Genomic DNA, 26272 nt, shown 5'->3' on the forward strand with positions numbered 1-26272 from the left:
TTTATGGTATACATGCGCTTAGAAAGGATCAATGAAATAGATTCCATCCTTGGCTTCCTCAAATATTTAACAGTATTTACTTGATCTTTGCGTTAAATTTAAATCATGATTTTTGATATTAAAACATATAAATAAACAAAAATGCCGGAAAAACTTCCGGCATTTTCTTTTTTACTAAGAATTTAATGCTTTGCTAAGCTTCACAGCATCCTGGTTGGTAGGATCATACTGTATCGATTTCGCAATATGTTCTTTTGCTTTATTGGGATCAGTTTTCTGTTCTGTAAAGGCAAGATAGAAATAAGCGTACGCCAGATTTTTCTTATTTTGCTCCACTTCTTCAGGTTTTACGGCTGCAATATACTTTTCGTAAGCAATTTTTGCGTTGGCATCATCTTTTGCAGACTGATAGGCATAAGCCTGGCTGTAATAAGCCGGAGCCCAGTCCGGTAATAAAACTGATACTTTTTTCCAGGTATCAATAGCATTGGGCCAGTCTGAAGCCTCCTGATAAGCATTAGCCAGTTTTACTAATGATTCGGCATCCTTTGGATTGGCCGCGATCTGTTTTTTAAGATCTTCGATAGTTGGATTAGTTGTTTGACTCGTTGCTGCTGAAGTTTCAGGCTGAGTCGTTTGTGCATTTACAAGACTTACACTTCCTGCCAGTATTAAGCCTAAAAACAGGCTATTAATTTTACTCATTTTCATAATCTTATATTTTAAAGTCAAAATCTAAAATTCAATAATAATTCCACAAAACCGTAAATTTTAGAGGCTTTAAGTTTTTTTAGAAAATATTAACGGGATTGATGTTTTTTTTAATTTAATTTTTGATTCGTTGATCTTTGAGGCTATCTTTGTGATTCGTTTTTAATAATACTTATAAATTTCGTGGTATGAATATCATATTAGCTTCAACATCTACACTTTTTGGTGGAGAATATCTGGAATACTTAAGAGAAGAATTAATCCAACTTTATAACGGAATTGATGAAATTGTATTTATTCCTTTTGCAAGACCAGGCGGAATTTCCCATGATGATTATACTGCAAAAGCACGTTCTTTCTTTGAAACCATCGATATAAAAGTGAAAGGCCTTCACGAATTTGAAGATAAAAAGGAAGCCATTCATCAGGCAAAAGGTTTCTTTACAGGAGGCGGAAATACCTTTTTATTGGTTAAAACATTACACGAAGAAGGGCTGATGTCTGTCCTGAAAGAAAATGTATCAAAAGGAAAAGCCTATCTCGGATGCAGCGCAGGAAGCAATATCGGAGGCCAGAATATGAAGACAACGAACGATATGCCGATTGTATATCCGCCAAGTTTCGACTGTATGGGATTGGTGCCTTTCAATATTAATCCGCACTATCTTGATCCTAATCCCGACTTAAAACATAACGGAGAAACCAGAGAAACCCGTATTCAGGAGTTTCTTACCCAGAATGATATCAAAGTGGTAGGGCTTAGAGAAGGGAACTGGATCAGAAGAACCAATGATTCCATTACTGTGGAAGGAAGTGAGCTGACAAGGATTTTTGAAAAAGGAAAAGAGCCTTACGAAATAGAAGCAGGAAGCAGACTTTAATGAGCGAAAATGAAATTAATCTTTTCATAGAACGCAATCTCACTAATTTTTCAGTGAACAGTACCGGATGGAATGAACTGATCCGGAAATTGCTGTATGAATTTGCTTTGGCAGGCTGGAATATGGAACACCGTGTCTTTGGAAAGGAGAAGTTTGGTGAATTGAGATGCTATACCTATTCTGAGGATGAAACGCTTAATGACAAACTTAAAAAGATCAAAAGTAAATATTCGGAACTTTCTGTCAAGACCTGTGAAATCTGTGGAGAAGAAGGTAAAATGAGAGCAATAGGCTCATGGCAGACCACATTGTGCCTGAACCATTTTCTGGAACAACAGCCCGTTATTGAAATTGATGACAAACAGAATGTCAAAAGAAGTAATGAGGTTGTTCTGAATATTCAGAATATTGTTAAAGCCGAGGCAGAATATGATCTTCAGAGTTTATGGCTTTATACCCATCATGAAAAGGGATTTTATTTTTCATGGCAGGAACCCAATTATTATCTGCTTTTGAGAAGCGTTCCCCTTTCTTTTTTTCCAGAAGAAAACCGGAATGAAATCTCAGCAGTATTTCAGGACCTCCGGAATTGTGAAATATGCGGTTATAAAGCTGTGCACCAAAGAAATTGTCTGCGCTGTCATCATGAACCCTGGAATGATTCAGGATATTTTATTCAGGATTACGGGGAAAAATCAAACTATATAAAGGAATGCCAGATGGACATTTTTATAGATGAAGATGATTATGAGAAATATTTCAAACATGATCGTTCATTTGAAAAAACTCCTGGCCATCAGATACTTTTCACCTCCGAAGAGCTCAGTGAGTATGAAAAGCTTTTATTTTAACTATATTTGATCAGAATTTAAATCAATAGAAAAAGGTCCGGATACTCTTTGTAAACTGTATTGGAGCCTTTGCATGCAGACCCAAATAACAATGTAATGAAAAAAACATTTGCAGTTCTCATACTCTCTGTACAGATGGTTGCTGCACAGAATATAGCCCAAAAATTAGATAAAGTAACAAAGGATCTTATGGATTCTTCAGGAGCAGCATCTTCCAGCTTATCTTTTTATGTTTCCGATGAAAACGGGAACTTTTTATATGAATATCAGGGAAATAAAGGTCTTTCTACTGCCTCTACACAAAAGATTTTCACAGCAGGAGCTGCACTGGAAACTTTAGGAAAAAACTATACTTTTACCACCACTTCAAGCTATTCCGGAAATATCTCCGGAGGAACGCTGAATGGAAACCTTTTCATCAGCTCCAATGGCGACCCTACTTTGGGAAGCTGGAGATATGATGGCTATAAACTCGAAAATTTTAAAAAGAAACTGATTGATGCTATCAAAAATTCAGGGATAACAAAAATATCAGGAGATCTGATCATTGATGATTCTTATTTTGATCATCAAACGATTCCGGGAGGCTGGCCGTGGGATGACCTGGGGAATTACTATGGTGCGGGTGTATGGGGAATCAACTGGAAAGAGAACCAGTTTGATATCAATATTAATGGAACCGATTTTAAAAGCTTTTCTTATCCGCTGGAAGGCGTAAAGTGGCTGAATGACCTGAAAACAGGAGGAAACTCGGATCAAAGCCTGATCTTTACCGCTCCTCATTCTGATGTCGCTTTGATTAATGGAATGCTTCCGGCTGGAAAAACAGTTACTGTTTCCGGTTCTGCTCCCAATCCGCCGCTGCAGCTGGCAGCAGAAGTAAAACAATGGCTGAAGGAGTCAGGAATTGAACTTTCTGGAAAAGCTGTAACGAATTCTCAGCTTGAAATAGAAGGAAAAAATCCTTTATCAGCCCCAAAAAATAATATTATCCTGACTTATCAATCTCCGACTCTTGATAAAATTGTGTACTGGTTTCTGAGAAAAAGTATCAATCTGTATGGAGAAACATTCATTAAAACGTTAGGAAAAGAGAAAAAAGGAAATTCAAGCTTCAAAAGCGGAGTTGCCTATCTGAAAGAATTCTGGAAATCAAAAGGAATCAATCCTAATATGATCAACTTTGCAGATGGAAGCGGACTTTCCCCTCAGAATTATGTGTCCGCAAAAGCAGAAGTGCAGGCTCTTTTATATGCTAAAAAACAATCCTGGTTTGAAGCATACTACGATGGATTTCCGGTCCAGGATAATGGAATGAAAATGAAAAGCGGAACGATGAGAGATACCAAATCATTTGCCGGATACCACACCGCAAAAGATGGGAAAAAATATGTATTTTCGATTATCATCAACAACTATCAGGGAAGCGGAAATACTGAGCTGCAGAAAATCCTGAATGTTTTAAAATAAAATACTTTGAGAAAATCCATCCTCACCAGACTGAATAACTGGATCATTTTTGTTGTGATGACTACTTTGGTGATCGCCATTGTAGTGGCTTCAACATCGCTTATTAATTTTCTCAGAAAAGAGGAGATCAAAAGGATCAGTCTTCTTTCCAAAGCGATAAGAATACAACAGGAGGTTAAAACTCCGGATACTGATGTGCTGGATCTGCTGCCGGATATTCTGAACATTAACAATACCATTCCGTTCATTGTAACAGATAAATATAAAAACCCGATTCTTGACCTCGGATACTACAGAAATATTCCTGAAAGTACGATTAAAAGTCCTGAAAAACTGCAGGATCTGATCCGCAATATGGAAAAAAATTATGATCCTATTGAGATCAAAGTGCCGGATGGAAATAATCAGTTTGTCTATTATGACAACTCGCGTCTGCTTAATAATCTCCGGTATTCTCCCTATATTTTAGGGCTGTTTATTCTGCTGTATTTTGGTTTTTCTTTCTGGTTTTTCAAGACCATTAAAAAGACGGATGAAGGATATCTTTGGGCGGGTCTGGCTAAAGAAACCGCGCATCAGATCGGAACTCCTTTATCATCCATGATCGGATGGATGGAAATTATGAAGCTTGATAATCCGGATTCGGAAGGAGTGCATGAAATAGAAAAAGATATTGAAAGACTCAGAACGATCTCAGAGCGATTCTCAAAAATAGGTTCTGTCCCCGAACTGAATGACAGAAATTTTAATGAAACCATTCAGGAGAATTATGACTATTTGAAAACAAGGATTTCCAGAAAGATCAATTTTACGCTTAATCTTCCTACGTATACCGTTCTGGTTCCTCACAACAAAATTCTGATGAGCTGGGTGATCGAAAATCTGGTGAAAAATGCCGTAGATGCTATGAAAGGAGAAGGAGCTATCACCATGTCTGTTTTTGAAAGAAATAAAAATATTCTCATTGAAGTAAAAGACAACGGAAGCGGAATGACCAAACAGCAGGCACGAAATGCTTTTAATCCTGGCTATTCTACCAAAAAAAGAGGCTGGGGATTGGGATTGTCACTGGCAAGAAGAGTGATTCATGAATACCACAACGGAGATATCAAAATATCTCAGACTGAAGTAGGAAAGGGAAGTACTTTCAGGATTACAATCAGAAAAGAGGATTGATTCTCAGTGAAATTAAGGTAAATAAGAAACCTAACAGGTTTCAAAACCTGTTAGGTTTGCATCAAGTAATCTTAGGCTTGTTTAAAAAGCTCAACTTTGAGAAATTAAAAAGCGGGGAAATTTTCCCCGCTTTTCTCTTATTTTTTACCTGTAAGCCACTGATTCTGAAGTTTCAGTTCTTCCGGTGTTGGATTCGCTTTGAAAGAAAGTGTTTCCATGGTCATTTTATCCAGAATTGCTTTTCCTTTCAATGTCATTTTCTCTTTTTTGCCGGCATTGTCTCTTAGAATGGTTACCGTAACTTCCTGTCCGTCCTTGATCGTTCTGGTATATCCGATAAAATCCTGTACCTTTTTGATATCTACCGTTCTTCCATCTAAAGCAAGCACCTGGTCTGTGATTTTAAATCCGATGCTTTTTGCAAATGGGGACAGTGCAGAATGTTCATCAAAAGCAAAGGCATTGGTCTTTTCATCAAAACCTGTCTGGTTCGGATCTTTGATAAACCAGAACAAAGGCTGGCTTTCCTGCTTTTTAATATCCACCCCTACCATGCTCAGATATTGTGCATAAGGTGTTGGCTGGTTTCCTGCGATATATTTGTTGTAGAATTCTTTTACCTGAGGATATCCGGTAATTGTTACCAGTTCGTCAATCAGTTTATCATCTTTGAAAGGTTTGTTTTCACCAAATCTCTGAGACAGTTTTCTGATCATATCACGATATCCCATTTCTCCGTTGGACAATTTTCTAAGCTCGATGTCTAAACACATGGCTAAAAGAGCTCCTTTCTCATAGACATTTCTGTACTGATCTTTATAAGGCTCTACCAATACATTTTTACTCATTACCGTAAATGGCATTGTATCGTCATAGCTCTTGGAATTGGCAATTTTCTCTCCCATTCTCTGAAGGAACTGATCTTTACTGATCAGGCCTTCCTGGATCTGGAATAAGTTGGCAAAATATTCCGTTCCGCCTTCGTACATCCATAAGTGCTGAGACATTTTCGGATCTGCATAATCGAAATAATGAATTTCTTCGGAATGGGTTTTCAGAGGGTTTACGGTATGGAAAAACTCGTGGGAAACCACATCTGTAATGGTCTTGTCAATAGCATCTTTCGGCATTGCTTCAGGCAGTACTACACTTGTAGATTCGTGGTGTTCCAATGCTCCGAAACCTTTAATGCTAGGTCCGTCACCACCGGAAAGATAAAGCATGATAGCATACTTTTTATTCGTGTTCATATCGCCCAGGAATTTCTTTTGGGCAACCACCATTTTTTCAAGATTTTCTTTGAAATCGGCTGCTTTATATTTTCCTGTCGGAGAATATACACCCAGTACAAGATCCATTCCTCCGGCATTAAAGGTAATGTAATCCGGTTTGGTGTACATCAATGGAGAGTCTGTCACTTTAGCATAGTTGGCAAGAGTAAAGGTATCTGTATTCTCAGATTTATCCTGATCTACCAGTGCTGTGGTTCCGTAGAAATCAGTTGGTTTCTGAATGACAAGCTGATAAGGAACATCCTGCATGTTTTCGATATATCCGATAAATCCGTGGGTATTGATCATATATACTTTTCCGGCTTCAATATCAGTTCCTGAAGGAGAAAATACGGCTTTATGTTTTGAGGTATCCAATTCATCATCAAAACTGTCATTCACAAGATAAGAGATTTTGGAAAGACCCTGAGCATTTTTCAATGAATAGGTATTGTCATTTACTTTAGTATAAGTAAGCTCTTTTCCTTTATTATCGTAAAATTTGATTCCTTCGATGAATCTTCCATAGTCGTCTACAGAATAAGTGCCCGGAACTGTTTTAGGGAAATGAAATTTGATGTCACCGGATTTCATTTTTGGGAACTCCATAGTAACGGGTACTTTATCATTTTTTACATTGACAAGGTCAATAGTGGTTTTTATAGACTGCGCATTTGCTAAAAAAGCAGCAAAAATACCAAGGCTAAGTACTGTTTTTCTCATTAGGTTTAAAATTAATAGTTAAATAGTTGCTTTTTTTCTGAATTTGTTACGAGAAAAAGTATTAAACTTTTCTTAAAATTTTAAGGTCAAAAAAATGAAAGGCAAATCTGCTGGTTTGCAAATCTGCCTTTTTCTTTATTTAATATTTTTATAATTAATATAATAGTTAGGGTCAAGCTCAACAGGAGAGCTGTTTTTAAGCTTTACAGTCTGCCATTCTTCCGTTGGATTTATGTCCTGGTCACCATTGATAATTATCGGCAGTTTAATGTTTTTTACCACATCGGTATACCGGAATTTTAAAGTATCACCATCCTGAGCATACTCAAGGGTTGGAATTTTTATTGTTCTCAGGTACTGATCAAATACTGTTGAAAAATCGATTCCCGATTTTGAGGAGATGTAATTTTCTACCTGTTGTGTGGTAACCGTCTGATGATAAAAATCTTTATTCAAACCTCTTAAAATCTGTCTGAATTTTTCATCATTATGGATAACCTGTCTTATCGTGTGAAGCATATTGGCCCCTTTCGGGTACATATCTCCGCTGCCTTCATTTCTTACACCATAACGGCCGATGATAGGAATGTCATTGTCTATCAATTTCCTGATCCCCTGAACATAGGTGTCAGCAGATTTCTTGTCCATATATTTTTCGGTGAAAAGAGTCTCGGAATAATTGGTGAAACTTTCATGGATCCACATATCAGCCTGGTCTTTTGCTGTGATATTATTGGCGAACCATTCGTGGCCGCTTTCATGAATAATAATGAAATCCCATTTCAGACCCACTCCTGTCCCGGAAAGATCTCTGCCCAAATAGCCGTTCTGATATTTGTTTCCGTAGGCTACATTACTCTGATGTTCCATACCAAGGTGAGGAGATTCTACAAGTTTGTATGAATCCTCATAAAACGGATACGGGCCAAACCAGTATTCAAATGCGGAAAGCATAGGCTTCACCTGCTGAAACTGTTTTTTTGCCTTATCCAGATTATAGTCAATTATCCAGTAATCCAGATCCAGTTTTCCTTTTTCGCCTTCAAATACATCTTTAAAATTTACATATTTTCCTATACTCGGGATAATGGAGTAGGCATTGATGGGATTTTTAACCTCCCAGGTATAAGTAGTTTTATTTCCGGCTGTTTTTTTATCAGTGAGTCTGCCGTTACCCACACCTACCAGATCATTAGGAGTTATAATTTTCATAATGATTCCGTTGTCAGGTTCGTCGCTCCAGATATCTTTGGTAGGAAGCCATATGGAAGCTCCTATGCCTTCGTCAGCAGCAGTCATCCATGGATTTCCTTTCTCATCTTTAGTGAAAACCCATCCTCCATCCCATGGCGCCTTTTTAGCAATCGTAGGATTTCCGGAATAGATGACGTTAATTGTATATTTTTCGCCTTTTTTGAATTTTTTATTCGCTGTAATGAAAATAAAGTCTCCATCCTGTCTGTAATTCGCGATAGGAAAGTTTCCTTCCACTTTGTCAGCTTTCATAGGCTGCTGAAGGTCAATCTGAAATACAGGATTGGTAATATCTTTTATAATCTCAAAACTGATTTTATTATTTCCTTTGATACTTTTCTGCTCAAAATCCGGTTCTACGGAAAGGTCATATTTTTTGACATCCCAAAAATTTCTGAACTCGGTATTGGATCCCTTTAAAGTATCCTGTTTGGTGAAAGTCTTATCTTTTTCAAAGAACTGTCCGAAAACCAGTCCTGATGCAAATAAGAGTGTGTATGACAATTTTTTCATGTAAACTGTTATTAAATCTTTTCAAAAGTATAAAATTAAATTAATAGCCCGATGCCGGAAATCAAATTAAATACAGATTTTAGGAAGGCATAAAAAAAGCCCGGTCATTGCCGGGCTGTAAAAACGGGTTAGGTTTTATTTTTTGATGAATTTCAGATTTGAAGTTGTTCCTTTGTCTTCAATTGAAATAATATAAGTTCCTGTCGTTAATTTTGAAACAGAGATTTTATTATCATTAATAGGTCCGTTCATAACTTTCTGACCCGCCATATTCGTAATGATAAACTGAGCTTTAGATGAGATTTCAGTTACATTCAATACATCACTTGCCGGGTTAGGGTAGATCTGAATTGGACTCTTATCCTTCACTGTCTCACTGGTGGAAAGCTGCTGCTGGATCAATACCGGATAATCTTCAACCTCACCATACTGCTGGTTGCTGCATCCGCTGCTTGGCTGGCTTTCATATCCTAATACAACTCTCATAATAACGTTGCCACCCGTATAAGCATCAGCAGGTACGGAGAATGTTCCGGAAACCGGTGTTGCTATGCTTGGTGCGCTGGTGTAGATTACTTCAGAAGAAGAGAATACTCCGTCTTTGTTGAAATCGATCCAGGCGGTTACTCCATCGTTATACTGTGAGCTCGTCCACGCCTTGGTGATGCTTATATTATTCCCTGAAGATCCGGACATAAGGGTAATCAGTTTCGATGGATCAGTAGTGTAGTCTGTGTAAGGAGTGTTGCTGCTGGTGTTTGAAACGGGGCTCATTCCTGCGCCGGTTACCGTAACATTGGAAATATACTCGTCAGCGGCATTGGTTCCGGTGATTGAACATTTAGCAAAAGATAATGTGGTAAAATTCGTTGAAGCTGAATAAGAACCAACCGAAGCACTACAAACATTGGCTACCTGTACTTCATATTGAGTAGCTTCTGTAAGCCCTGAAATATTATAAGAATTTGTTGAAACAGGAACAGTAGTCCATGTGGCTGTCCCCACTTTTCTGTATTGTACAGAATACGTTGCTCCAATTAACGCTGTCCAGTTTACAGATGCAGATGTTCTGGTAATACCACTTACCGTAACTCCTGCAGGAGCAGATGTTGTACAGGCGCCGGCTGATGCGGAAACAGTGGCATTCCCAATGGCATAGAATACATTGTCAATGGCACTTACTCTTATTTTTACACCTGTACCTGTAGCCAGAGAAGAGAATGAAAACGGTTCAGATCCGTCATTGGCAGTAGATGGGCTGATAACTGTCCATGTCGTTCCATTATCTGTAGTATAATCTATTTTAACATTCTGAACATTGTATGGAGCATTATTAGTGTTTACGACATCCCAGGTAACAGCTCCCGGTGTATTATTGTAAACGGTGGTTGAAGTCACTTTGAAAGGACCTTCATTTCCTATGTCCACCTTCATCAGGCTGCTCTGTGTCTGCTGCTGTGCAACATCCGGATTGTTATCTCTCACCGTTACCTTGAAATTCATCGTTCTTGGGATATTGGATACCGTTTCCCAGTCTGTAGGGCTGGTAAGAGTACCATTAAGAACATTGGTGAATTTAGGGAAATAACGGGTAGGGGAAGTGGTAGGCATCAGAGATCTGAAATTCGCACCATTATTTCTGGTTGCACTTACCGGACCAAAAGCAGATGTAGCCAGATCATACTGTTCCCAGGTATAGGTCATCGGATCATTTTGTGTATCTGTTGCAGAAGCTGTTAACACAAAAGCTGTTCCCTTAGGGATCATTTTATTAGCCATTGGCTGAATAGAAGGTGGTGTATTTGCCACATTCGTAATAATTCCACAGTCCTGAGCATTAACGTAGGCTCCTACTTCTTCAATGTTTTTGGTATGGAAATAAGCATCAGAATGCATCTGAACATTATAGTTGGTAATACCGGCATATCCCATAATAGAAGATCCTGATCCCGGTTCCATGTGGGCTCCGTGCAAAGCAATAGACATGGTGTGTGCAGCACCGAACTGGTGGCCAATCTCATGCGCTACAAAATCGATATCATAATTATCTCCAAAAGGCTGATCCGGAGTAGAAGGAGAAGTTATTCCTGCTCCTTTAGAAGTAGCATCATTGTTGTTTGCAGGGTTTCTGCAGACATTTCCTACATCTCCGGCACTTCCGCCGCCACCTCTGTGGCCAAAGAAATGTCCTATATCATAGGCTGCGTTACCTACACCAGCGGTATTGGTAAGAGTTTGCTGAAGCTGAAGGTTCCATGCTGCGGGAGCACTATAGGTACCATTTGTATTGGTTATTACATCCGAATAAGGATCCGTAGCGGGATTGGGAAATATGAGCTGTGGAAGATCCTGCACAATCATATGGATTCCGAAGTCTTTTTCAAAAACACCATTTACACGGTTCATTGTAGCGTTAATACGGGCTGCTGCTGCAGGAACACTTCCGGCAAGTTGCGTGTATTCACCGTTTACGGAGATCGCAATTCTGTAGGTTCTGTATTTTTGCTCGTTACTTTTATTAGCGCTCCCTAAACCCTTTAAAACGTTTTTTGTTTTAAGCAGCTTATTCATTTCTTTCTTTGCCTTCTCAGGCTCAGCAGTTCTGCATTCGAAAGGGTCTTCATGGGATTTGTTGGATTTGAAAAAGACTCCGTATACATCCTTTTCTTTATTAATAGGTTCTATGAATTCGTATTTTCCTGAATCAGTATCGAATGTCATAGATTGGAAATCATTAGGTGCTGTACTGAACCGGATTTGTTTATGTGGATTATCTAACCCGATACCGGCATATGCTCCCAATTCGTATCGGTCTGCCATAGATTTTTCAACTACGGGTGAACTGTAAACCGAAAACCTTTCAATTCTTCCATCTGCTGTAGGGATAGAAACGATTACAGCGTTTCCACCTTTTCCTGCTTCAGGAGCATCCTTTAGTTGATTTCTTAATGCAGAAAGGTCAAATTTGTAGGCATATTCTACCTTTACTTCCTTTCTTATCGGGGTAATTTTTTCCGAGACAGGTTCCCAGCGTTGTGCCTGCAAACCGCCCAGACTTAAAGCCAGTGCACAGACGAAAATAATTTTCTTTTTCATATTTTTATTGATTGTTGTTAAAGTTTTTAAAGATAGCGTATTTTTTTAAAAGAAATGTTGATATAACTGTGTTAATTATTCCAAACTTTATATTGTTGGTTGAATTTTATTGTTGTTTTTAATTAAATTAAGAATAAATCTAATTAAGATTAATATTTTTATCTAAAATAAGCGCTACTATTCAACTGAATAGTAGCGCTTATGCTTTTATGAGTAAAAAACACTGTTTATTTCTGTACTGCAGGAAGATTTGCGTTGTTTTTCTGTACTTTTTTATAAGTGAACGTACACATCATGATGCTGAATTCATATAAAATCAACAGCGGGAATGCAGCCATCAGCATACTTAAAACGTCTGCCGGAGTAATGATTGCAGCTACTACCATAATTAAAACAATAGCGTGGCGACGGTAAGTTTTCATGAACGTAGGCGTAAGAATTCCGATGCTGGTAAGGAAATAGATCAGAATCGGGAAAAGGAAAATAACACCCATACCCAAAACCACCTGTAAAAATAATGTGGTATAATCACTTAAATCATAAAGGGGAACAATAATATCTGAGATTTTAAAAATAACCCCGAAATTGACTGCAAACGGAAGGATTAAAAAATAACCGCATAAAACTCCGGTCATAAAAAGCATCCATACCGCATTAATAATATAAATAGAATTTTTTTTCTCTCTCGGATGTAAAGCCGGACTGATAAAACGCCACAGTTCCCATACAATATAAGGAAATGCCGCTACCATCCCGCCAAAAATTGAAACAGCCATCATGACATTAAACTGCTGATACAATCTTTGTACGCGAACAGGAAAGTCCTTTGGAAGATGAATACTGTCTTCACCTAAAATCATTCTTGAAAAATGATTAACAAGTCTGAAGGTAGGGAAATCATTTCTGGTAGGCCCAAAAAAGATATGGTCCATAATCCAGTTGATGTTAAAGCCTACCACAAAAGCGGCAACTATGATAGCAATAATCGATCGGATCAGGTGCCCTCTTAATTCTCCTATATGCCCAAGAAAGGACATGTCTTTACCTTCACTCACAGAATAAAATTTTAAAGCGCAAATTTATAAAAAAAATGACAGAAGCAAGAGTCTGTGAATGATTAGTTAGATTTTACTTGTAATCTGCAAAATCATCCCTCAGTTTAACATCTGCTCTGATTTATAAGTTCTAATTAATCCCTTCGTCTAACAGTTTATGCAGATCGATAATTCCGAAATACTTCCCGTTTTCTGTAACAACAAGCTGACCAATGTTATTTTCTTTCAGAATTTTCATGGCTTCTTTGGCCAAAGCACCTTTTTCAATTGTTCTCGGACGGGCAGACATGATATCTTTAGCTGACACCTTACCAATATCTTCTCCTTTCATCAGCATTCTTCTTAAATCTCCGTCTGTAATAACGCCAATAATCTGGTCTCCATTCGTTACCACCGTGATTCCGTGGCTTGAAGCACTGATGGAAATAATGACATCTCTTATTGAAGAATCTTCCGTAACCTGAGGCTTTTGGGAAGAAAGGAACTGTTCTACTTTTGATGTCAGGTTTTTTCCTAAACTTCCTCCCGGGTGGAATTTGGCAAAATCATTCGCTTTGAAATCATTCAGTTCCATTAAAGCAACAGCCAGCGCATCGCCCAATGCCATTTGTATTGTAGTAGAGCTGGTGGGAGCCAGCTTATTCGGGCAGGCTTCGATATCAACATGAGTATCCAGAATAACTTCGGAAAATTCTGCCAGTTTACTGGATCTGTTTCCGGTCATTCCAATTAAAGAAGAAGAGTAATCTTTTAAATAAGGAACCAGATTGGCAATTTCCGGAGAATTTCCTGAATTCGAGATACACAAAACCACGTCCTGTTTCTGAATAACTCCAAGATCACCATGAATCGCTTCCGAAGCATGTAAAAACTGTGAAGGCGTACCTGTTGAGTTTAATGTAGCAACAATTTTGTTACCCACATGTGCCGATTTTCCGATTCCTACAACAATGAGCTTCCCTTTTGCTGAATGAATGATCTCTACTGCACGGGCAAATTCGTCATCAATTCTGTTTTTTAATTTTTCAAGTTCAGAAATTTCTATTTCTAAAGTGCTTTTTGCAATTGATATAATGTTGGTTCTATCCATTTTACGATGATAAGGTATACAAAAAAGTTCCTAAAAAATGTTATATTTTAAAAAGAATATTTAATATAAATTTTATTTTTTATAAATTCGTTCGCTTTTATTTTAAGCAGAATTTTTATAACTTTGGGTGAGATGCAAATTTAGCAATAGAAAATTAGATGAGCGCAAAAAAAGCCAATTTATCAGGCGAATTGAAAAAGTATTTTGGGTTTTCTACATTTAAGGGCCAGCAGGAACAGATTATAGATAACCTATTGAATGGGAAGGATATATTTGTTTTAATGCCTACAGGTGGCGGAAAATCATTATGTTACCAGCTTCCGGCTCTTATTTCGGAAGGAACGGCAATAGTAGTTTCGCCCCTGATAGCGTTGATGAAAAATCAGGTAGATGCCGTGAACGGCCTTTCATCTGATGATGGGGTAGCACATGTACTGAATTCATCATTAAACAAAACGCAGACCAAACAGGTTTTTGACGATATCAAAAGCGGCAAAACCAAGCTTCTGTATGTAGCTCCTGAATCATTAATTAAAGATGATTACCTGGATTTTTTGAAAGAAGTGAAAATTTCTTTCTTTGCTATCGACGAGGCTCACTGTATTTCAGAGTGGGGACATGATTTCAGACCGGAATACAGAAATCTGAAACAGATTATAGACAAAATCGCCAATGTACCGGTGATTGCTTTAACGGCTACTGCTACTCCTAAGGTTCAGGATGATATCCAGAAAACTTTAGGAATGACCAATGCATTGGTGTTTAAAGAAAGCTTTAACCGTCCTAATCTCTATTACGAAGTATGTCCTAAAATCAATGTAGATAAGGAAATCGTAAAATTTATCAATCAGCATAAAGGAAAATCAGGAATTGTATACTGCCTGAGCCGTAGAAAAGTGGAAGAATTTGCCCAGCTCCTGCAGGTGAACGGAATCAACGCTCTGCCTTATCATGCCGGTCTTGACCAAAAAGTGAGAGTAGCGAATCAGGATAAATTCCTGATGGAAGAGGTAGATGTTATTGTAGCCACCATTGCCTTCGGGATGGGAATTGATAAACCGGATGTACGTTTTGTGATCCATTACGACTTCCCGAAATCACTGGAAAGTTATTACCAGGAAACAGGAAGAGCTGGAAGAGACGGAGGAGAAGGCCACTGCCTGGCATTCTATGATCCGAAGGATATCGAAAAACTGGAAAAATTCCTGGCTCAGAAGCCCGTTTCTGAAAGAGAAATCGGATTACAGCTTCTGAATGAAGTGGTAGGCTATGCCGAAACTTCCATGAGCAGAAGACAATATATCCTGTATTATTTTGGAGAAAGTTTCGATCCTGTGAACGGAGACGGAGCAAAGATGTGTGACAACTCATCCAATCCACCAAAATTGAAAGATGCTACTGGCGATTTAAAAAAGGCGTTGGAGCTGATTAAAGACACAGGCGAGAAGTTCAAATCAAAAGATCTGATATCCGTCATTGTAGGAAAAGAAAATGCAGTGACGAAATCCTATAAGCTTGAACAAAGTTCTCACTTTGGCTTTGGAAAGGATGAAAAAGATAACTACTGGAAAACAATTTTAAGACAGGCGACTGTTCAGAATTTTTTACAGAAAGATATTGAAACCTATGGGGTTTTAAAAATTACAGAGAAAGGGAAAAGTGTTCTGAATGGCAAATCTAAAGATACTTTTTTAATTGCTGAAGACAGAGAATTTGATCTTACCCAGGCGAAAGCTGAGAGTGATCAGGTACAGCAGCAGGCCGGAGGTGGTCTGGATCAGAATCTTTTTAACCTGTTGAAAGAATTAAGAAAGAAAGTAGCCAAAAAACATGGAATTCCACCATACACCGTATTTATGGACCCAAGTTTGGAGGATATGACGGTTCAGTATCCGATTACAGTAGATGAGATCACCAAAATCTATGGTGTAGGAGAAGGAAAAGCCAAAAAATACGGTAAAGAATTCGCAGACTACATCAAAACATACGTAGAAGATAACAATATCGAACGTACTCAGGATATGGTATTGAAGCAGGTGGCCAATAAATCCAGCCATAAAGTTTTCATTATCCAGAGCACTGATAAAAAGATTGATCTTGAAGATATAGCAAGAGCTAAGAACCTTTCTATGGATGAACTCCTGAAAGAGATGGAAAGGATCGTTTACCAGGGAACCAAACTCAATATCGATTATTATATTGAAGACAACTTTGATGAAGACATTGTAGACGGATTCATGGAATTCATGAACGAATCTGAAAGCGACAGCATGAAAGTTTTGCTGGACGAATTCGGGGATGAGCTGTCTGATGAAGAAGTGCGAATGTTGAGAATTAAATTCATCAGTGACGTAGCGAACTAAAATGATTCTAAACAATAACGAAATAATTTTAAAAGAAATTCTTCCTAAGAAGAGTTTCTTTTTTAATATGACAGAAAAGTTGAGGATAGCTTTTTCTATATTCTACCTTGCAATAGGTATGTTTTTCATTACAAGTAGTTTAAATTCCAGCTTTTGGCTTTTTTCAATAATAGGATTTGGTGTTTTTTGTAATGCTTTATATGTTGCTTTTTTCAGATGGATTGTAAAGTATTGGAGACTGAAAAACAATTATTATGTCATTACAAATCAAAGAATAGCTATTGTTGAAAAGGCAAATGGGAAGATTGTAAAGTATAAGGAATTGAATGAAATAAAGGAAGTAAATGCCGAAATGAATACTAAACATTTTGGTAATATTATTTTTGGTGAACCTGAGACTTTTTTGGGTAAAGATGATGAGAGTTTTTCTTTTTTTAAAAGAAGAGGTGTTAATTTTACTGAAGATAAATATGCCTTTCTAAGTGTTGAAAATATTAACGAAATTATTCCTTTATTTAACGAAATGGGATTAAAGGTTAACAAAACTTTTTACTAACTTTACATTGATGAAAAAAATATCTGTCATATTTATTCTGCCGGACTTAGAAACCGGGGGTGCAGAAAGGATTGTTACCACAATTGCGAATCATCTTTCCAGAGATCGGTTTGAGCCTAAGATTTTGCTGTTACGTAAACAAGGCGGATATTTGAATTTTCTGAAAAAAGATGTCGAAATTATCGATATCAATACTGAAAGAATAAGACATTCATTAAGGCCTATTTTAGGAGAGATCTACAGAAGAAAACCGGATATTGTCTTTTCAGGTTTTGGTGAGGTAAATGCTTATTTATCCCTGTTTATAAAACTGTTTCCAAGAACGAAATTTATTGCGAGGGAAACTAATGTTGTCACCCAGCATGTAACCCGCAAAGAGATTAAGTTTTTCTATAATTTTTACAACAACTATCAGAAAATCATTGCTCAAAGTGATGATATGATGAAAGATCTTGTCGATAACTTTAATATTAAAAAGAAAAAAATTGTCAAGATCAATAATCCTGTAGACTTTGATTTCATTGAAGATAAAATGGCCTTGTCTTTAAAACCCGAATGCTTCAAATACAATTATAAAAATGTAGTGGCCATTGGGAATCTGTCTTCCAGAAAAGGATTTGATAACCTGCTGAAGGTTTTTTCAAGGCTTAAAAATGAAAACATCATGCTTCATATTTTAGGTGATGGAAAAGATAAAGATCTGCTGCTACAGACCAAGGAACTCTTAGGATTAAAAAAAGTAATCTTTCACGGCAGACAGGAAAATCCCTACCAGTATCTGAAATATGCGGATTTATTTGTGCTTTCTTCAAGATACGAAGGCTTCCCGAATGTTCTCCTGGAAGCTGGTGCGTGCGGAACCTATTCTTTAGCCAACAACTGTCCCGGTGGAATCAACGAGATTATCCAGCATAATATAAACGGAGAGATTGCAGATATTGAGAACCATGACAGGTTTGCCCAGGAGATTGTAAGGATACTTCAGGGCAATTATAATCGGGATGCTGTAAAAAATTCCATTAAATCAAGGTTCTCAAAAAATATTATTCTGGATAAATATGAAAAGGTCTTATTGGATCTGATCAAACCCTGATGACTCCATTTGCTTTATAGACTGTTAATTTCTTACTTTTGGGGCTGTCAATTTTATCTGAAAACCCATTTTATTCATGAATAAAATCCAAAAATTAGGATGTGCCTGTGAGAAACCTGATTTCCATTATACGGAGTTCAGGAGTTCAGAATTAGGGATCGATCATACCAACGGAAGATATGGAGAAGTGTCTATCCAACAGTGCAAATTGTGCCAGAGAATCTGGATTCATTATTTTGTGGAATATGAGCATTATTCCAAATCAGGAAGATGGTACAAAGGCATTGTTTCGAAAAAAGACCGCCCTCACATTACTCCTGAAAACGCAGTGGAATATTTGGAAAGCCTTGAATGGTATGTCTATGGAGGCTCATTTTTTGACAGTACGGGAACCATTGGACAAGGAAGTCTGAGGTTGGATTAGCAGCTCTTTACAAAATATGTAGAAAAAAATAGAAATTTACTTTACCAATTAACCATATTTAACCATGAATGACGAATTAAAAAGAGAAATATTTAATAAATATAATAGCTACGTAGCCGAAAATTATAGTGAAAAATATATTTATCGGTTAATTCTTCAGGAAGGCTACAACCAACAAGTTGTAGATGAAGTAATGAAAGGTATCCATACTGATAAGCAGGAGATGTTAAAGAAAAAAAATAAATATCGTTCTGTTATCAGTATCATGTTATATATAGCAGGAATCATAGTTATTTTTTCAGGGATAATAATGATGGTTTTGGGAGGAATTAAAATGGGGATGATTCTAATTTTTTTGGCGGTGATTATCTGGATAAAAGCCAATAGATAAAAGTTATTTTTTAAAATATGAAATTCAATAAAATTGATAAAACTCACTTTGGTGCTTGGTAATTTATATGTAAATTTGTGAGAATTAAGATAGATAATAATAAACAAATTCATACAATAACATGAGTCAATTCGATGTTACCGTAATAGGTTCCGGTCCCGGTGGTTATGTTGCTGCAATCCGTGCAGCACAGTTAGGTTTCAAAACAGCAATTATTGAAAAATATTCAACTTTAGGCGGAACTTGTCTTAACGTTGGATGTATTCCGTCAAAAGCACTTCTTGACAGCTCTGAGCATTTCGAAAATGCAAAACACAATTTTGCAGGTCACGGAATCATCATCAACGAGCCGCAAGCGGATATTGCCAGAATGATCGAACGTAAAAACGAAGTGATCAAGCAGAATACTGACGGAATCAGCTACCTGATGAACAAAAATCAGATTACTGTTTTTGAAGGAGTAGGAAGCTTCGAATCTGCTACTCAGATTAAAGTGACTAAAAACGACGGTTCTTCAGAAACGATCGAGTCTAAATATACCATTATTGCAACAGGTTCTAAACCATCTACACTGCCTTTCATCTCTTTAGACAAAGAAAGAGTGATTACTTCTACGGAAGCTTTAAACCTTAAAGAAATTCCTAAGCATTTAGTTGTAATCGGAGGTGGAGTTATTGGTCTTGAACTAGGTTCTGTATACCTAAGATTGGGAGCTCAGGTAACGGTTGTTGAATTTATGGATAAAATCATCCCTGGAATGGATGGAGCTTTAAGCAAAGAATTGACTAAAGTTCTTAAAAAACAAGGAATGAAGTTTATGCTTTCTACTGCGGTTTCTGCAGTTGAAAGAAACGGAGATACTGTAAAGATCACGGCTAAAGATAAAAAAGGTGAAGAAGTAGTTGTAGAAGGAGATTACTGTTTGGTTTCTGTAGGTAGAAAACCTTACACAGACGGTCTTGGTCTTGAAAAGGCAGGTGTAGAGCTTGACGAAAGAGGAAGAGTAAAAGTAAACGATCACCTGCAGACTAATGTTGCTAATATCTATGCGATCGGTGACGTTATCAAAGGGGCTATGCTTGCTCACAAAGCTGAAGAAGAAGGAGTTTTCGTTGCTGAAACATTGGCAGGACAAAAACCTCACATCAACTATAACCTGATTCCTGGTGTTGTGTACACATGGCCGGAAGTTGCTGGAGTTGGTAAAACTGAAGAGCAGCTAAAAGAAGAAGGTGTTGCTTACAAAGTAGGATCTTTCCCGATGAGAGCTTTAGGTAGAAGCCGTGCAAGTGGTGATATCGACGGTCTTGTGAAGATTATTGCAGACGAAAAAACTGATGAGGTTTTAGGAATGCACATCGTAGGAGCAAGAGCTGCTGACCTTATTGCAGAAGGAGTAATTGCTATGGAGTTCCGTGCAAGCGCTGAAGACATCGCAAGAAGTTCTCACGCTCACCCAACCTATGCAGAAGCTATCAAAGAAGCTGCATTGGATGCTACAGCAAAAAGACCTATTCATATGTAATATCTGATTAAAAGATTTAATCATTTAAATATTTAAAATTAAAGGCTGTTTCTTTTGGAGACAGCCTTTTTTATAGATTTTTGCTGTAAAGAACGAAACCTGGTTTGGAAAAAAAAATCATCTATAAGCCAATAACTGTTTACATCATTTTCAGATGGTCATAAAACTTAGAATCTTTTGGTGCAATGTTGAACTGGATCCCAAAGGTTATCCCTTTAAAATATTTTTCTTTATGAATGGGAAAAGCATATCCTGTATTGAGAAATACCGCATTAAATAAGGAAAAACCTATTCTCGGTTCCAATGAATAGGGATTAGCAGAGACTCCGATCAAAAGCCCGGCACGAAGAATATTGACATTGATCTCAGGAATAAATTTATCTTTATCATTAACATGGGTATAAAGTAAAGAAGGGCCAAGGATAATAGAACCTACATAATTATTTCCTAATCTGTATTCCAATCCTGCCTGAAGAACATTTCTTCCGGTATAACGATAGGAAATACCCAATGCTGTTTTTTCCAGCAGCTGAGCATTTGAAAAAAACGTTAAAAAAATAAGAGGTAGTATTATCAATTTTCTCATGATTATTTTTGTTCAAATATAAAGGTTTCAGAGGCTTTACAAAAGATGAAGATGGACCTTTAAAGAATTATAATAGCATTGACTAGGTTAGCATCTTCAAATTTCCGTACCTTTGTCAGCTAATTTTATCATCAATGCAACTCGGAAAAACTCAAACTTTAACAATTTCAGAAAAAATTAATTCAGGATGGATCCTCGTAGATGAATCCGGTGAGAAGGCTTTTCTGCCTAAAATCTTTATTCAGGAAGAAAAAGAAACAGGTGAAGAAGTTGAAGTTTTTGTATATCAGGATGACGATAAATTAAAAGCAACCACTGAAATTCCTTTGGCTGAAGTAGGTGAATTTGCAGTAATGAGCTGTGTACAAAGCCTTCCTAGCGGAGCTTTTATGGATTGGGGAATCATTAAAGATTTATTTATTCCTTACAAACAGCAGAAAACCAAAATCATTGAAGGAAAAAGATATCTGGTATATATCTATGTAGATGAAGATATGGAACTGATTACAGGTACTACAAAATTCAAAAGAAATCCTCAGTATGATGATCTTCCGTTCAAAAAAGGAGACAAAGTAGATCTGATTATGATGAACGAAAGTGAACTGGGCTGGAATGTGATCATCAACAAAAAATACATTGGTTTGATCTATGCTTCCGATGTTTTCAAAAAGCTGTATCCATTGTCAGAAGAAACAGGATACATCAAAGCGATCCGTGAAGACGGTAAAATAGATGTTTCTTTACAGCCGGAAGGTTTTGAAAATATTGATGAGTTCAAACAAAAGATTCTGAACAAACTGGAAGAAAATTACGGACTTTTGTATGTATCCGATAAATCTTCTCCTGAAGAGATTAAAGATGAGCTTCAGATGAGTAAGAAAAACTTCAAGAAAGCAATCGGAGGACTTTATAAAGATAAGATCATCGATATCTCAGACGATAAAATCAAATTATTATAAAACAAAAAACGGGCAGAAATTTCTGTCCGTTTTTATTTTTTTTCTTTCAAAAATGAAATTTGTTCTTTTAGCATGACTATCTGGTCGTCTTTTGACTGGATGAGTTTGTCATAGGCTTCTTTAATATCTTTAATTATCTCTTTGTAGTCATTATTAATAGCTTCAGCATAACCACAACTACTGTTGCCTTCATTAGTCAGACTATGGGTTGTATTTCTATTGACATTTAGAAAGTTAAATAAGTCTTCTTCAAGAATTTTAGAAATTTTTATTAATCTTTCTACACTTAGTTTGGTTTCGCCTGTCTCTATTTTACGGTAAGCTGCTGGAGTTATGTCTAACTCATCAGCCATGTTTTCAAAAGTATAGCCTTTTTTACTCCTTTGTTGGGCAATTTTCTCAATAATTTTTTCAATTTCCATCATTTGTATTTATTTTTCTCAAAAGTATAGATTTTTCACTAAAAGTATTTCTCTGCATTGAGCAATATGTTTAGTTTAGATTATGAAAAACACAAGTGCACAAATGTTTTTTTAGTGTATTAAATTATTACAAATTAAAATTCATTTTATGAAAAAAAAATTATTTACTGCGTTATTATTCACAGGAGCGACTTTAGGCTTCGCCAAAGATAATGTGCAAAAAAATGAAGTAAAAACTACAACAGCAAAAGAAGTAAAGCAAGTTGTAAAAGCTCATCAAATCAATTCTATTGAAGAAGATTTATTAAAAGCAACTTGTACGGATATTCATGCTTTTTTTGATGAAGTTGATGGAGAATTAGAGTATCAAGGGTCAATGGAGATAAGTTATGAATGTGACAATGCTGAAGTTAGCCTCTATATTTGGTACTAATTAGTACTATACTTAATTTGATAAGAGGCTTATTTAAGTCTCTTATCTTTCTAAATTTATTTTGAAATGTATAAATCTTTTATATTCTTTTTATTCTTTTTTTCAATATTTATCCATTCACAGGAAAAATTAAAAGTAAACTACGAAGTTATTCATCAAACTAATGTTTCCTGGGGAGGCGCAAAGTTATCTGATGAAATGAAAGATCAAATGCTGAAAAAAATAGAACAGCTAAAAAAGCGCCCCGAGTTTTGTATTCTCTACTATTATGAGGGAAATTCTTATTTTACAGAACTAGTATCGGATGAAAAAAACATAAATAAAAAACAAAAAAAGGAATACTTTAAATTTAAAAACCAAAACAGTTATTATCAGTTAAACGATTACAGAGTTGAGGAATTCTATGGATATTATCCAGACAGCAGCTCTGAGATTGAATATAAGGATGAAAATCTGACTATTGAAAATTATCTCTGTAAACTAGCAATTGTCAAAACAGGTAATACTATCAGTAAAGTATGGTATACTGAGGAAATTCCAGTGTCTGCAGGACCCTATAATTTTAACAGCCTGCCAGGTTTGGTTTTGAAAGTTGAAAATTCTAAATATTTGTGTTATGCCACTCATATTTCCAAAGATTGTAAAGAACACGAAATAAAAAAAATGGACTCCAAGCTTTCTGTCTATAAAGGACTAGAATTGGAGACAAAAATAAAAGAAGGCAGGGATAAAATGAGAAAGAATGGAAGAGAAAATTTAGATGCATTTAAACAAAAAATGCAAAATTCTAAGTAGAATTAAATTGAATATTAAAAAGTATGAAAGATGTTGTTACATTGTTATTTCTTTTTTTATTCGGTGTGTACTTTTCACAAAATATTTTGATAAAGGTTGTTGACCAGCAAGGAAAACAACTTGATAACATCAATGTCCAACTTCAACAAAATGGACGAACATTGCAATTCAAAAAAACTGATTTACAAGGAATTTGTAATATTAATATCTCGACAAAAGGAGTTTATACTTTAAAATTTACTTCATTACTCTACAAAACAAAATTTGTAGAAATTAATATATCGGAAAAGTCAGATTTTGAAATTACGTTGGAGCAACAGATCACAGAGATAAAAGAGGTAGAAATAAAATCACGGCCCAAGATTGCAACTGCAAAGGGTGATACTATTTCGTACAATATTAAGGCAATTAAAGATGGAACTGAAAGAACCGTAGAAGATCTGATCAAAAAATTACCAGGATTAGAGATCAATGAAAATGGAAAAGTAACCCATAATGGAGATATTGTAGGACAAGTTTTGATTGATGGAAACGAACTTTTTGGAAGAAATCATACAATGTCTACACAAAATATTTCTGCTGATATGATTGAGGGCATTGATTTTTGGCAGAACTATACAACAGTTAGTGGAAATCAATCTACCGCATTGAACTTAAAACTTAAAGATGAATATAAAGAAAGAATTACAGGGAACATTGAAGCCAATTATGGAAATAAAAATAGTTATCTTGCTCATGCCAATCTATTCAAATTTAGTAAGGTTGGAAATTTTGCTTTAATTACAGATGTCAATTCCATTGCAAAAGATCCCATAGGAATAATGGATTTTTATGACATGAATAAACAGGAAGAAGCAGTTAATATAGATGGAGGAACAGGTATAGATACTCCTACTTTTTTGAATAATGATGGAAAAGTTAAATCAAAAGATAATCAATTTGGAGCTTTGCAATACTCAAAATCTGGAAAGAAAGTATCTGTAACTGCATTTTCAATTTTTGATCGCTCAAAATTAGAGAAACTCTCAACAATTAATAGGACAGCATTTCCAGAGCAACCAACAAACTATAATTTCTATGAAAGTCGTTTGGAAAAAAATAATGGATATTTTGGAACAACTCAAATCAAAGTAAAAAAAACTTTTTCAGACAGCAGTTTTTTTTATTACAGTTTTGGATATAATCCATCGGAAGATAACTTCGACCAAGATATAAATAGAAATACATTTCTTAAAAACAGTATTTTTGATATTGAAAATACTGTTAGAGGTACAACATTTGGGAATTTTCTTTCTTGGAACAAAAAAATTAATAGTTCTAAAATAATCCTTGCTTTTTTACAACAACAAAATAATTATAAATCAACATTAGATATAAATTCCATAGAAAATATTTTTCAAAATTCATTTAATAAATTAGCACAGATTTTAGACACAGATTCTAAAAAGTATGCTTTGGACTTTTTTCTGAAAAATGATTTCAAATTTATTACGGTTAATTTTCGTTCAGGATATTCTAATAAAAATGAAAATGCGTTATTATTAGAAGCTTTTACCAATAAATCAGAAGCGAGGAAACTTAAAACTTATCATTTTTTAAATGAAATTTTTACTCAAAAAAATTTGGGCAGCTTTGATTTTTTTGGAGCAATTAGTTCTCATTTTCTCAATTTTAATCAGAGTGAGAAACACTACTTTGAAAAAAAAATAAAGATAAAATTTCAGCCAAAGTCAAATACAAAGACAGCTTTAACGCTCGAATATTTTAATAAGTATAAATCTCCCGAATTTACCCAATTATTATATGATGAAAATTATAATCGTGATTTATCATATATGCGTAATGTTTCCTTGTTTCCAGAAACTTTGATTAATACTGAAACATTCAAATTCAATTTTATTCGTTTCAATTTGAAAAAAGGAAATTATTTGTTTGCAATGTTGATGTATGAAAAAGCAAATTCTAATTTTACATCAGATGTATCTAACTATGGGATGTTTTCGGAAACTTTGAATGTTCTGGGCAGTTTAAATGACCGTTGGTTCTTACTTGTTTCTGATGATAGAAGATTAGGGGATTTTCTCTCGCTCAAATCTAAATTTACAGGATCATATAGTCGTACTAATAATTTTATTAACCATCAAACTAATCAGACTAATTTGAAAAATTTTCAATTAGGACAAAAGCTCTTAACGAATTTTAAGGAAATACCTATACAATTTGATTTTGGATATACATATACCAAATCATTTTTTAATCAAAGTCTTTTTAATACTACTTCAAGTCAACAGAATTTAAAATTATCTCTAGGAATTCGAACAAATATAAAAAATGAATGGATTGGAAGTTTTCTGGGAGAATACCTCATTCAAAAAACGCAACAAAATATAATAAAGAATTTTCTATTAGGAGGACAAATTTCATACAGGAAAGAAAATTCTGTCTTAGAATATAATTTGGCTATGAATAATATATTGAATCTGAACTCATTTAATTATATAAATAGCTCTGTTTCACTTTTAGGAAGGGATGAAACTTCAACTATAGCATTACACGGATATATTATGGGTGGATTTAAATATAATTTCTGATTTATTTTTTATTATATAAATATAAGCAAATCCCTTATATCAT

At 35.7% G+C, this 26272-nt stretch carries 22 protein-coding genes; 14 read left to right on the forward strand and 8 right to left on the reverse strand.

Going from position 1 to position 26272, the window contains the following annotated elements:
• Nucleotides 1-174: 174 nt before the first annotated feature.
• Entirely contained in the window at nt 175-705 is a 531-nt protein-coding gene (locus AC5YGI_RS10295; protein WP_496168226.1) for a tetratricopeptide repeat protein, read from the reverse strand.
• A 194-nt stretch (nt 706-899) separates the two neighbouring features.
• Here AC5YGI_RS10295 and pepE point away from each other — a divergent pair, with 194 nt between their 5' ends.
• The 4 genes from pepE to AC5YGI_RS10315 all read left to right on the forward strand — a co-directional run bounded on the left by pepE (nt 900) and on the right by AC5YGI_RS10315 (nt 5089).
• Nucleotides 900-1592, forward strand: coding sequence for a dipeptidase PepE (gene pepE, locus AC5YGI_RS10300; protein WP_110010963.1), 693 nt, complete (start codon nt 900-902; stop codon nt 1590-1592).
• Nucleotides 1592-2443, forward strand: a complete 852-nt coding sequence (locus AC5YGI_RS10305; RefSeq protein ID WP_496168229.1) for a hypothetical protein — start codon at nt 1592-1594, stop codon at nt 2441-2443. Before pepE ends, AC5YGI_RS10305 begins: the two co-directional genes overlap by 1 nt.
• 96 nt (nt 2444-2539) lie before the next feature.
• Nucleotides 2540-3913, forward strand: coding sequence for a D-alanyl-D-alanine carboxypeptidase/D-alanyl-D-alanine endopeptidase (gene dacB / locus AC5YGI_RS10310; RefSeq protein ID WP_496168230.1), 1374 nt, complete (start codon nt 2540-2542; stop codon nt 3911-3913).
• A 6-nt stretch (nt 3914-3919) separates the two neighbouring features.
• On the forward strand, nt 3920-5089 hold the full coding sequence (locus tag AC5YGI_RS10315; protein ID WP_330746628.1) for a sensor histidine kinase: 1170 nt from the start codon (nt 3920-3922) through the stop codon (nt 5087-5089).
• A 137-nt stretch (nt 5090-5226) separates the two neighbouring features.
• On the opposite strand, the gene AC5YGI_RS10320 is transcribed toward AC5YGI_RS10315, so the two are convergent.
• The 5 genes from AC5YGI_RS10320 to AC5YGI_RS10340 all read right to left on the reverse strand — a co-directional run bounded on the left by AC5YGI_RS10320 (nt 5227) and on the right by AC5YGI_RS10340 (nt 14091).
• Nucleotides 5227-7083: a M61 family metallopeptidase gene (locus AC5YGI_RS10320; protein WP_496168231.1), complete on the reverse strand. Its 1857-nt coding sequence runs from the start codon at nt 7081-7083 to the stop codon at nt 5227-5229.
• A 135-nt stretch (nt 7084-7218) separates the two neighbouring features.
• A complete protein-coding gene (locus AC5YGI_RS10325) occupies nt 7219-8850 on the reverse strand; it encodes a M1 family metallopeptidase (RefSeq protein WP_496168232.1) in 1632 nt (543 codons plus the stop codon).
• Between the two features lie 135 nt (nt 8851-8985).
• Nucleotides 8986-11946: a reprolysin-like metallopeptidase gene (locus tag AC5YGI_RS10330; protein ID WP_330746625.1), complete on the reverse strand. Its 2961-nt coding sequence runs from the start codon at nt 11944-11946 to the stop codon at nt 8986-8988.
• A 227-nt stretch (nt 11947-12173) separates the two neighbouring features.
• Complete coding sequence (tatC, locus tag AC5YGI_RS10335) at nt 12174-13001, reverse strand: twin-arginine translocase subunit TatC (RefSeq protein WP_330746624.1); 828 nt, start codon at nt 12999-13001, stop codon at nt 12174-12176.
• Nucleotides 13002-13131: 130 nt separating this feature from the next.
• Complete coding sequence (locus AC5YGI_RS10340) at nt 13132-14091, reverse strand: KpsF/GutQ family sugar-phosphate isomerase (protein WP_330746623.1); 960 nt, start codon at nt 14089-14091, stop codon at nt 13132-13134.
• Nucleotides 14092-14249: 158 nt separating this feature from the next.
• Between AC5YGI_RS10340 and recQ the strand changes: the two genes are divergently transcribed.
• The 6 genes from recQ to lpdA all read left to right on the forward strand — a co-directional run bounded on the left by recQ (nt 14250) and on the right by lpdA (nt 20443).
• Complete coding sequence (recQ, locus tag AC5YGI_RS10345; protein WP_496168234.1) at nt 14250-16454, forward strand: DNA helicase RecQ; 2205 nt, start codon at nt 14250-14252, stop codon at nt 16452-16454.
• A 1-nt stretch (nt 16455) separates the two neighbouring features.
• A complete protein-coding gene (locus AC5YGI_RS10350) occupies nt 16456-17010 on the forward strand; it encodes a hypothetical protein (protein ID WP_330746622.1) in 555 nt (184 codons plus the stop codon).
• 10 nt (nt 17011-17020) lie between these two features.
• Entirely contained in the window at nt 17021-18103 is a 1083-nt protein-coding gene (locus AC5YGI_RS10355) for a glycosyltransferase (RefSeq protein WP_330746621.1), read from the forward strand.
• A 76-nt stretch (nt 18104-18179) separates the two neighbouring features.
• Nucleotides 18180-18527: a hypothetical protein gene (locus AC5YGI_RS10360; protein WP_496168237.1), complete on the forward strand. Its 348-nt coding sequence runs from the start codon at nt 18180-18182 to the stop codon at nt 18525-18527.
• A 64-nt stretch (nt 18528-18591) separates the two neighbouring features.
• Entirely contained in the window at nt 18592-18918 is a 327-nt protein-coding gene (locus AC5YGI_RS10365) for a hypothetical protein (RefSeq protein ID WP_330746619.1), read from the forward strand.
• Nucleotides 18919-19039: 121 nt separating this feature from the next.
• On the forward strand, nt 19040-20443 hold the full coding sequence (gene lpdA, locus AC5YGI_RS10370) for a dihydrolipoyl dehydrogenase (RefSeq protein WP_047429636.1): 1404 nt from the start codon (nt 19040-19042) through the stop codon (nt 20441-20443).
• A 139-nt stretch (nt 20444-20582) separates the two neighbouring features.
• Here lpdA and AC5YGI_RS10375 read toward each other — a convergent pair whose 3' ends face one another.
• Entirely contained in the window at nt 20583-21029 is a 447-nt protein-coding gene (locus AC5YGI_RS10375; RefSeq protein WP_330746618.1) for a hypothetical protein, read from the reverse strand.
• Between the two features lie 134 nt (nt 21030-21163).
• On the opposite strand from AC5YGI_RS10375, the gene AC5YGI_RS10380 reads away from it, so the two are divergent.
• Nucleotides 21164-21988 carry a CvfB family protein gene (locus AC5YGI_RS10380; RefSeq protein ID WP_202838803.1) on the forward strand — a complete coding sequence of 275 codons (825 nt, stop codon included), beginning with the start codon at nt 21164-21166 and terminating at the stop codon, nt 21986-21988.
• A 32-nt stretch (nt 21989-22020) separates the two neighbouring features.
• On the opposite strand, the gene AC5YGI_RS10385 is transcribed toward AC5YGI_RS10380, so the two are convergent.
• Entirely contained in the window at nt 22021-22413 is a 393-nt protein-coding gene (locus AC5YGI_RS10385; RefSeq protein ID WP_330746617.1) for a helix-turn-helix domain-containing protein, read from the reverse strand.
• A 145-nt stretch (nt 22414-22558) separates the two neighbouring features.
• Here AC5YGI_RS10385 and AC5YGI_RS10390 point away from each other — a divergent pair, with 145 nt between their 5' ends.
• The 3 genes from AC5YGI_RS10390 to AC5YGI_RS10400 all read left to right on the forward strand — a co-directional run bounded on the left by AC5YGI_RS10390 (nt 22559) and on the right by AC5YGI_RS10400 (nt 26229).
• The gene (locus AC5YGI_RS10390) at nt 22559-22843 is read left to right on the forward strand and encodes a hypothetical protein (RefSeq protein WP_330746616.1); all 285 of its coding nucleotides are present in this window, start codon (nt 22559-22561) and stop codon (nt 22841-22843) included.
• Nucleotides 22844-22909: 66 nt separating this feature from the next.
• Nucleotides 22910-23638 carry a GLPGLI family protein gene (locus AC5YGI_RS10395; RefSeq protein ID WP_330746615.1) on the forward strand — a complete coding sequence of 243 codons (729 nt, stop codon included), beginning with the start codon at nt 22910-22912 and terminating at the stop codon, nt 23636-23638.
• Nucleotides 23639-23661: 23 nt separating this feature from the next.
• On the forward strand, nt 23662-26229 hold the full coding sequence (locus AC5YGI_RS10400; RefSeq protein WP_496168241.1) for a hypothetical protein: 2568 nt from the start codon (nt 23662-23664) through the stop codon (nt 26227-26229).
• Nucleotides 26230-26272: the final 43 nt, after the last annotated feature.

The sequence above is a fragment of the Chryseobacterium sp. CS3K3.1 genome (assembly GCF_059515165.1).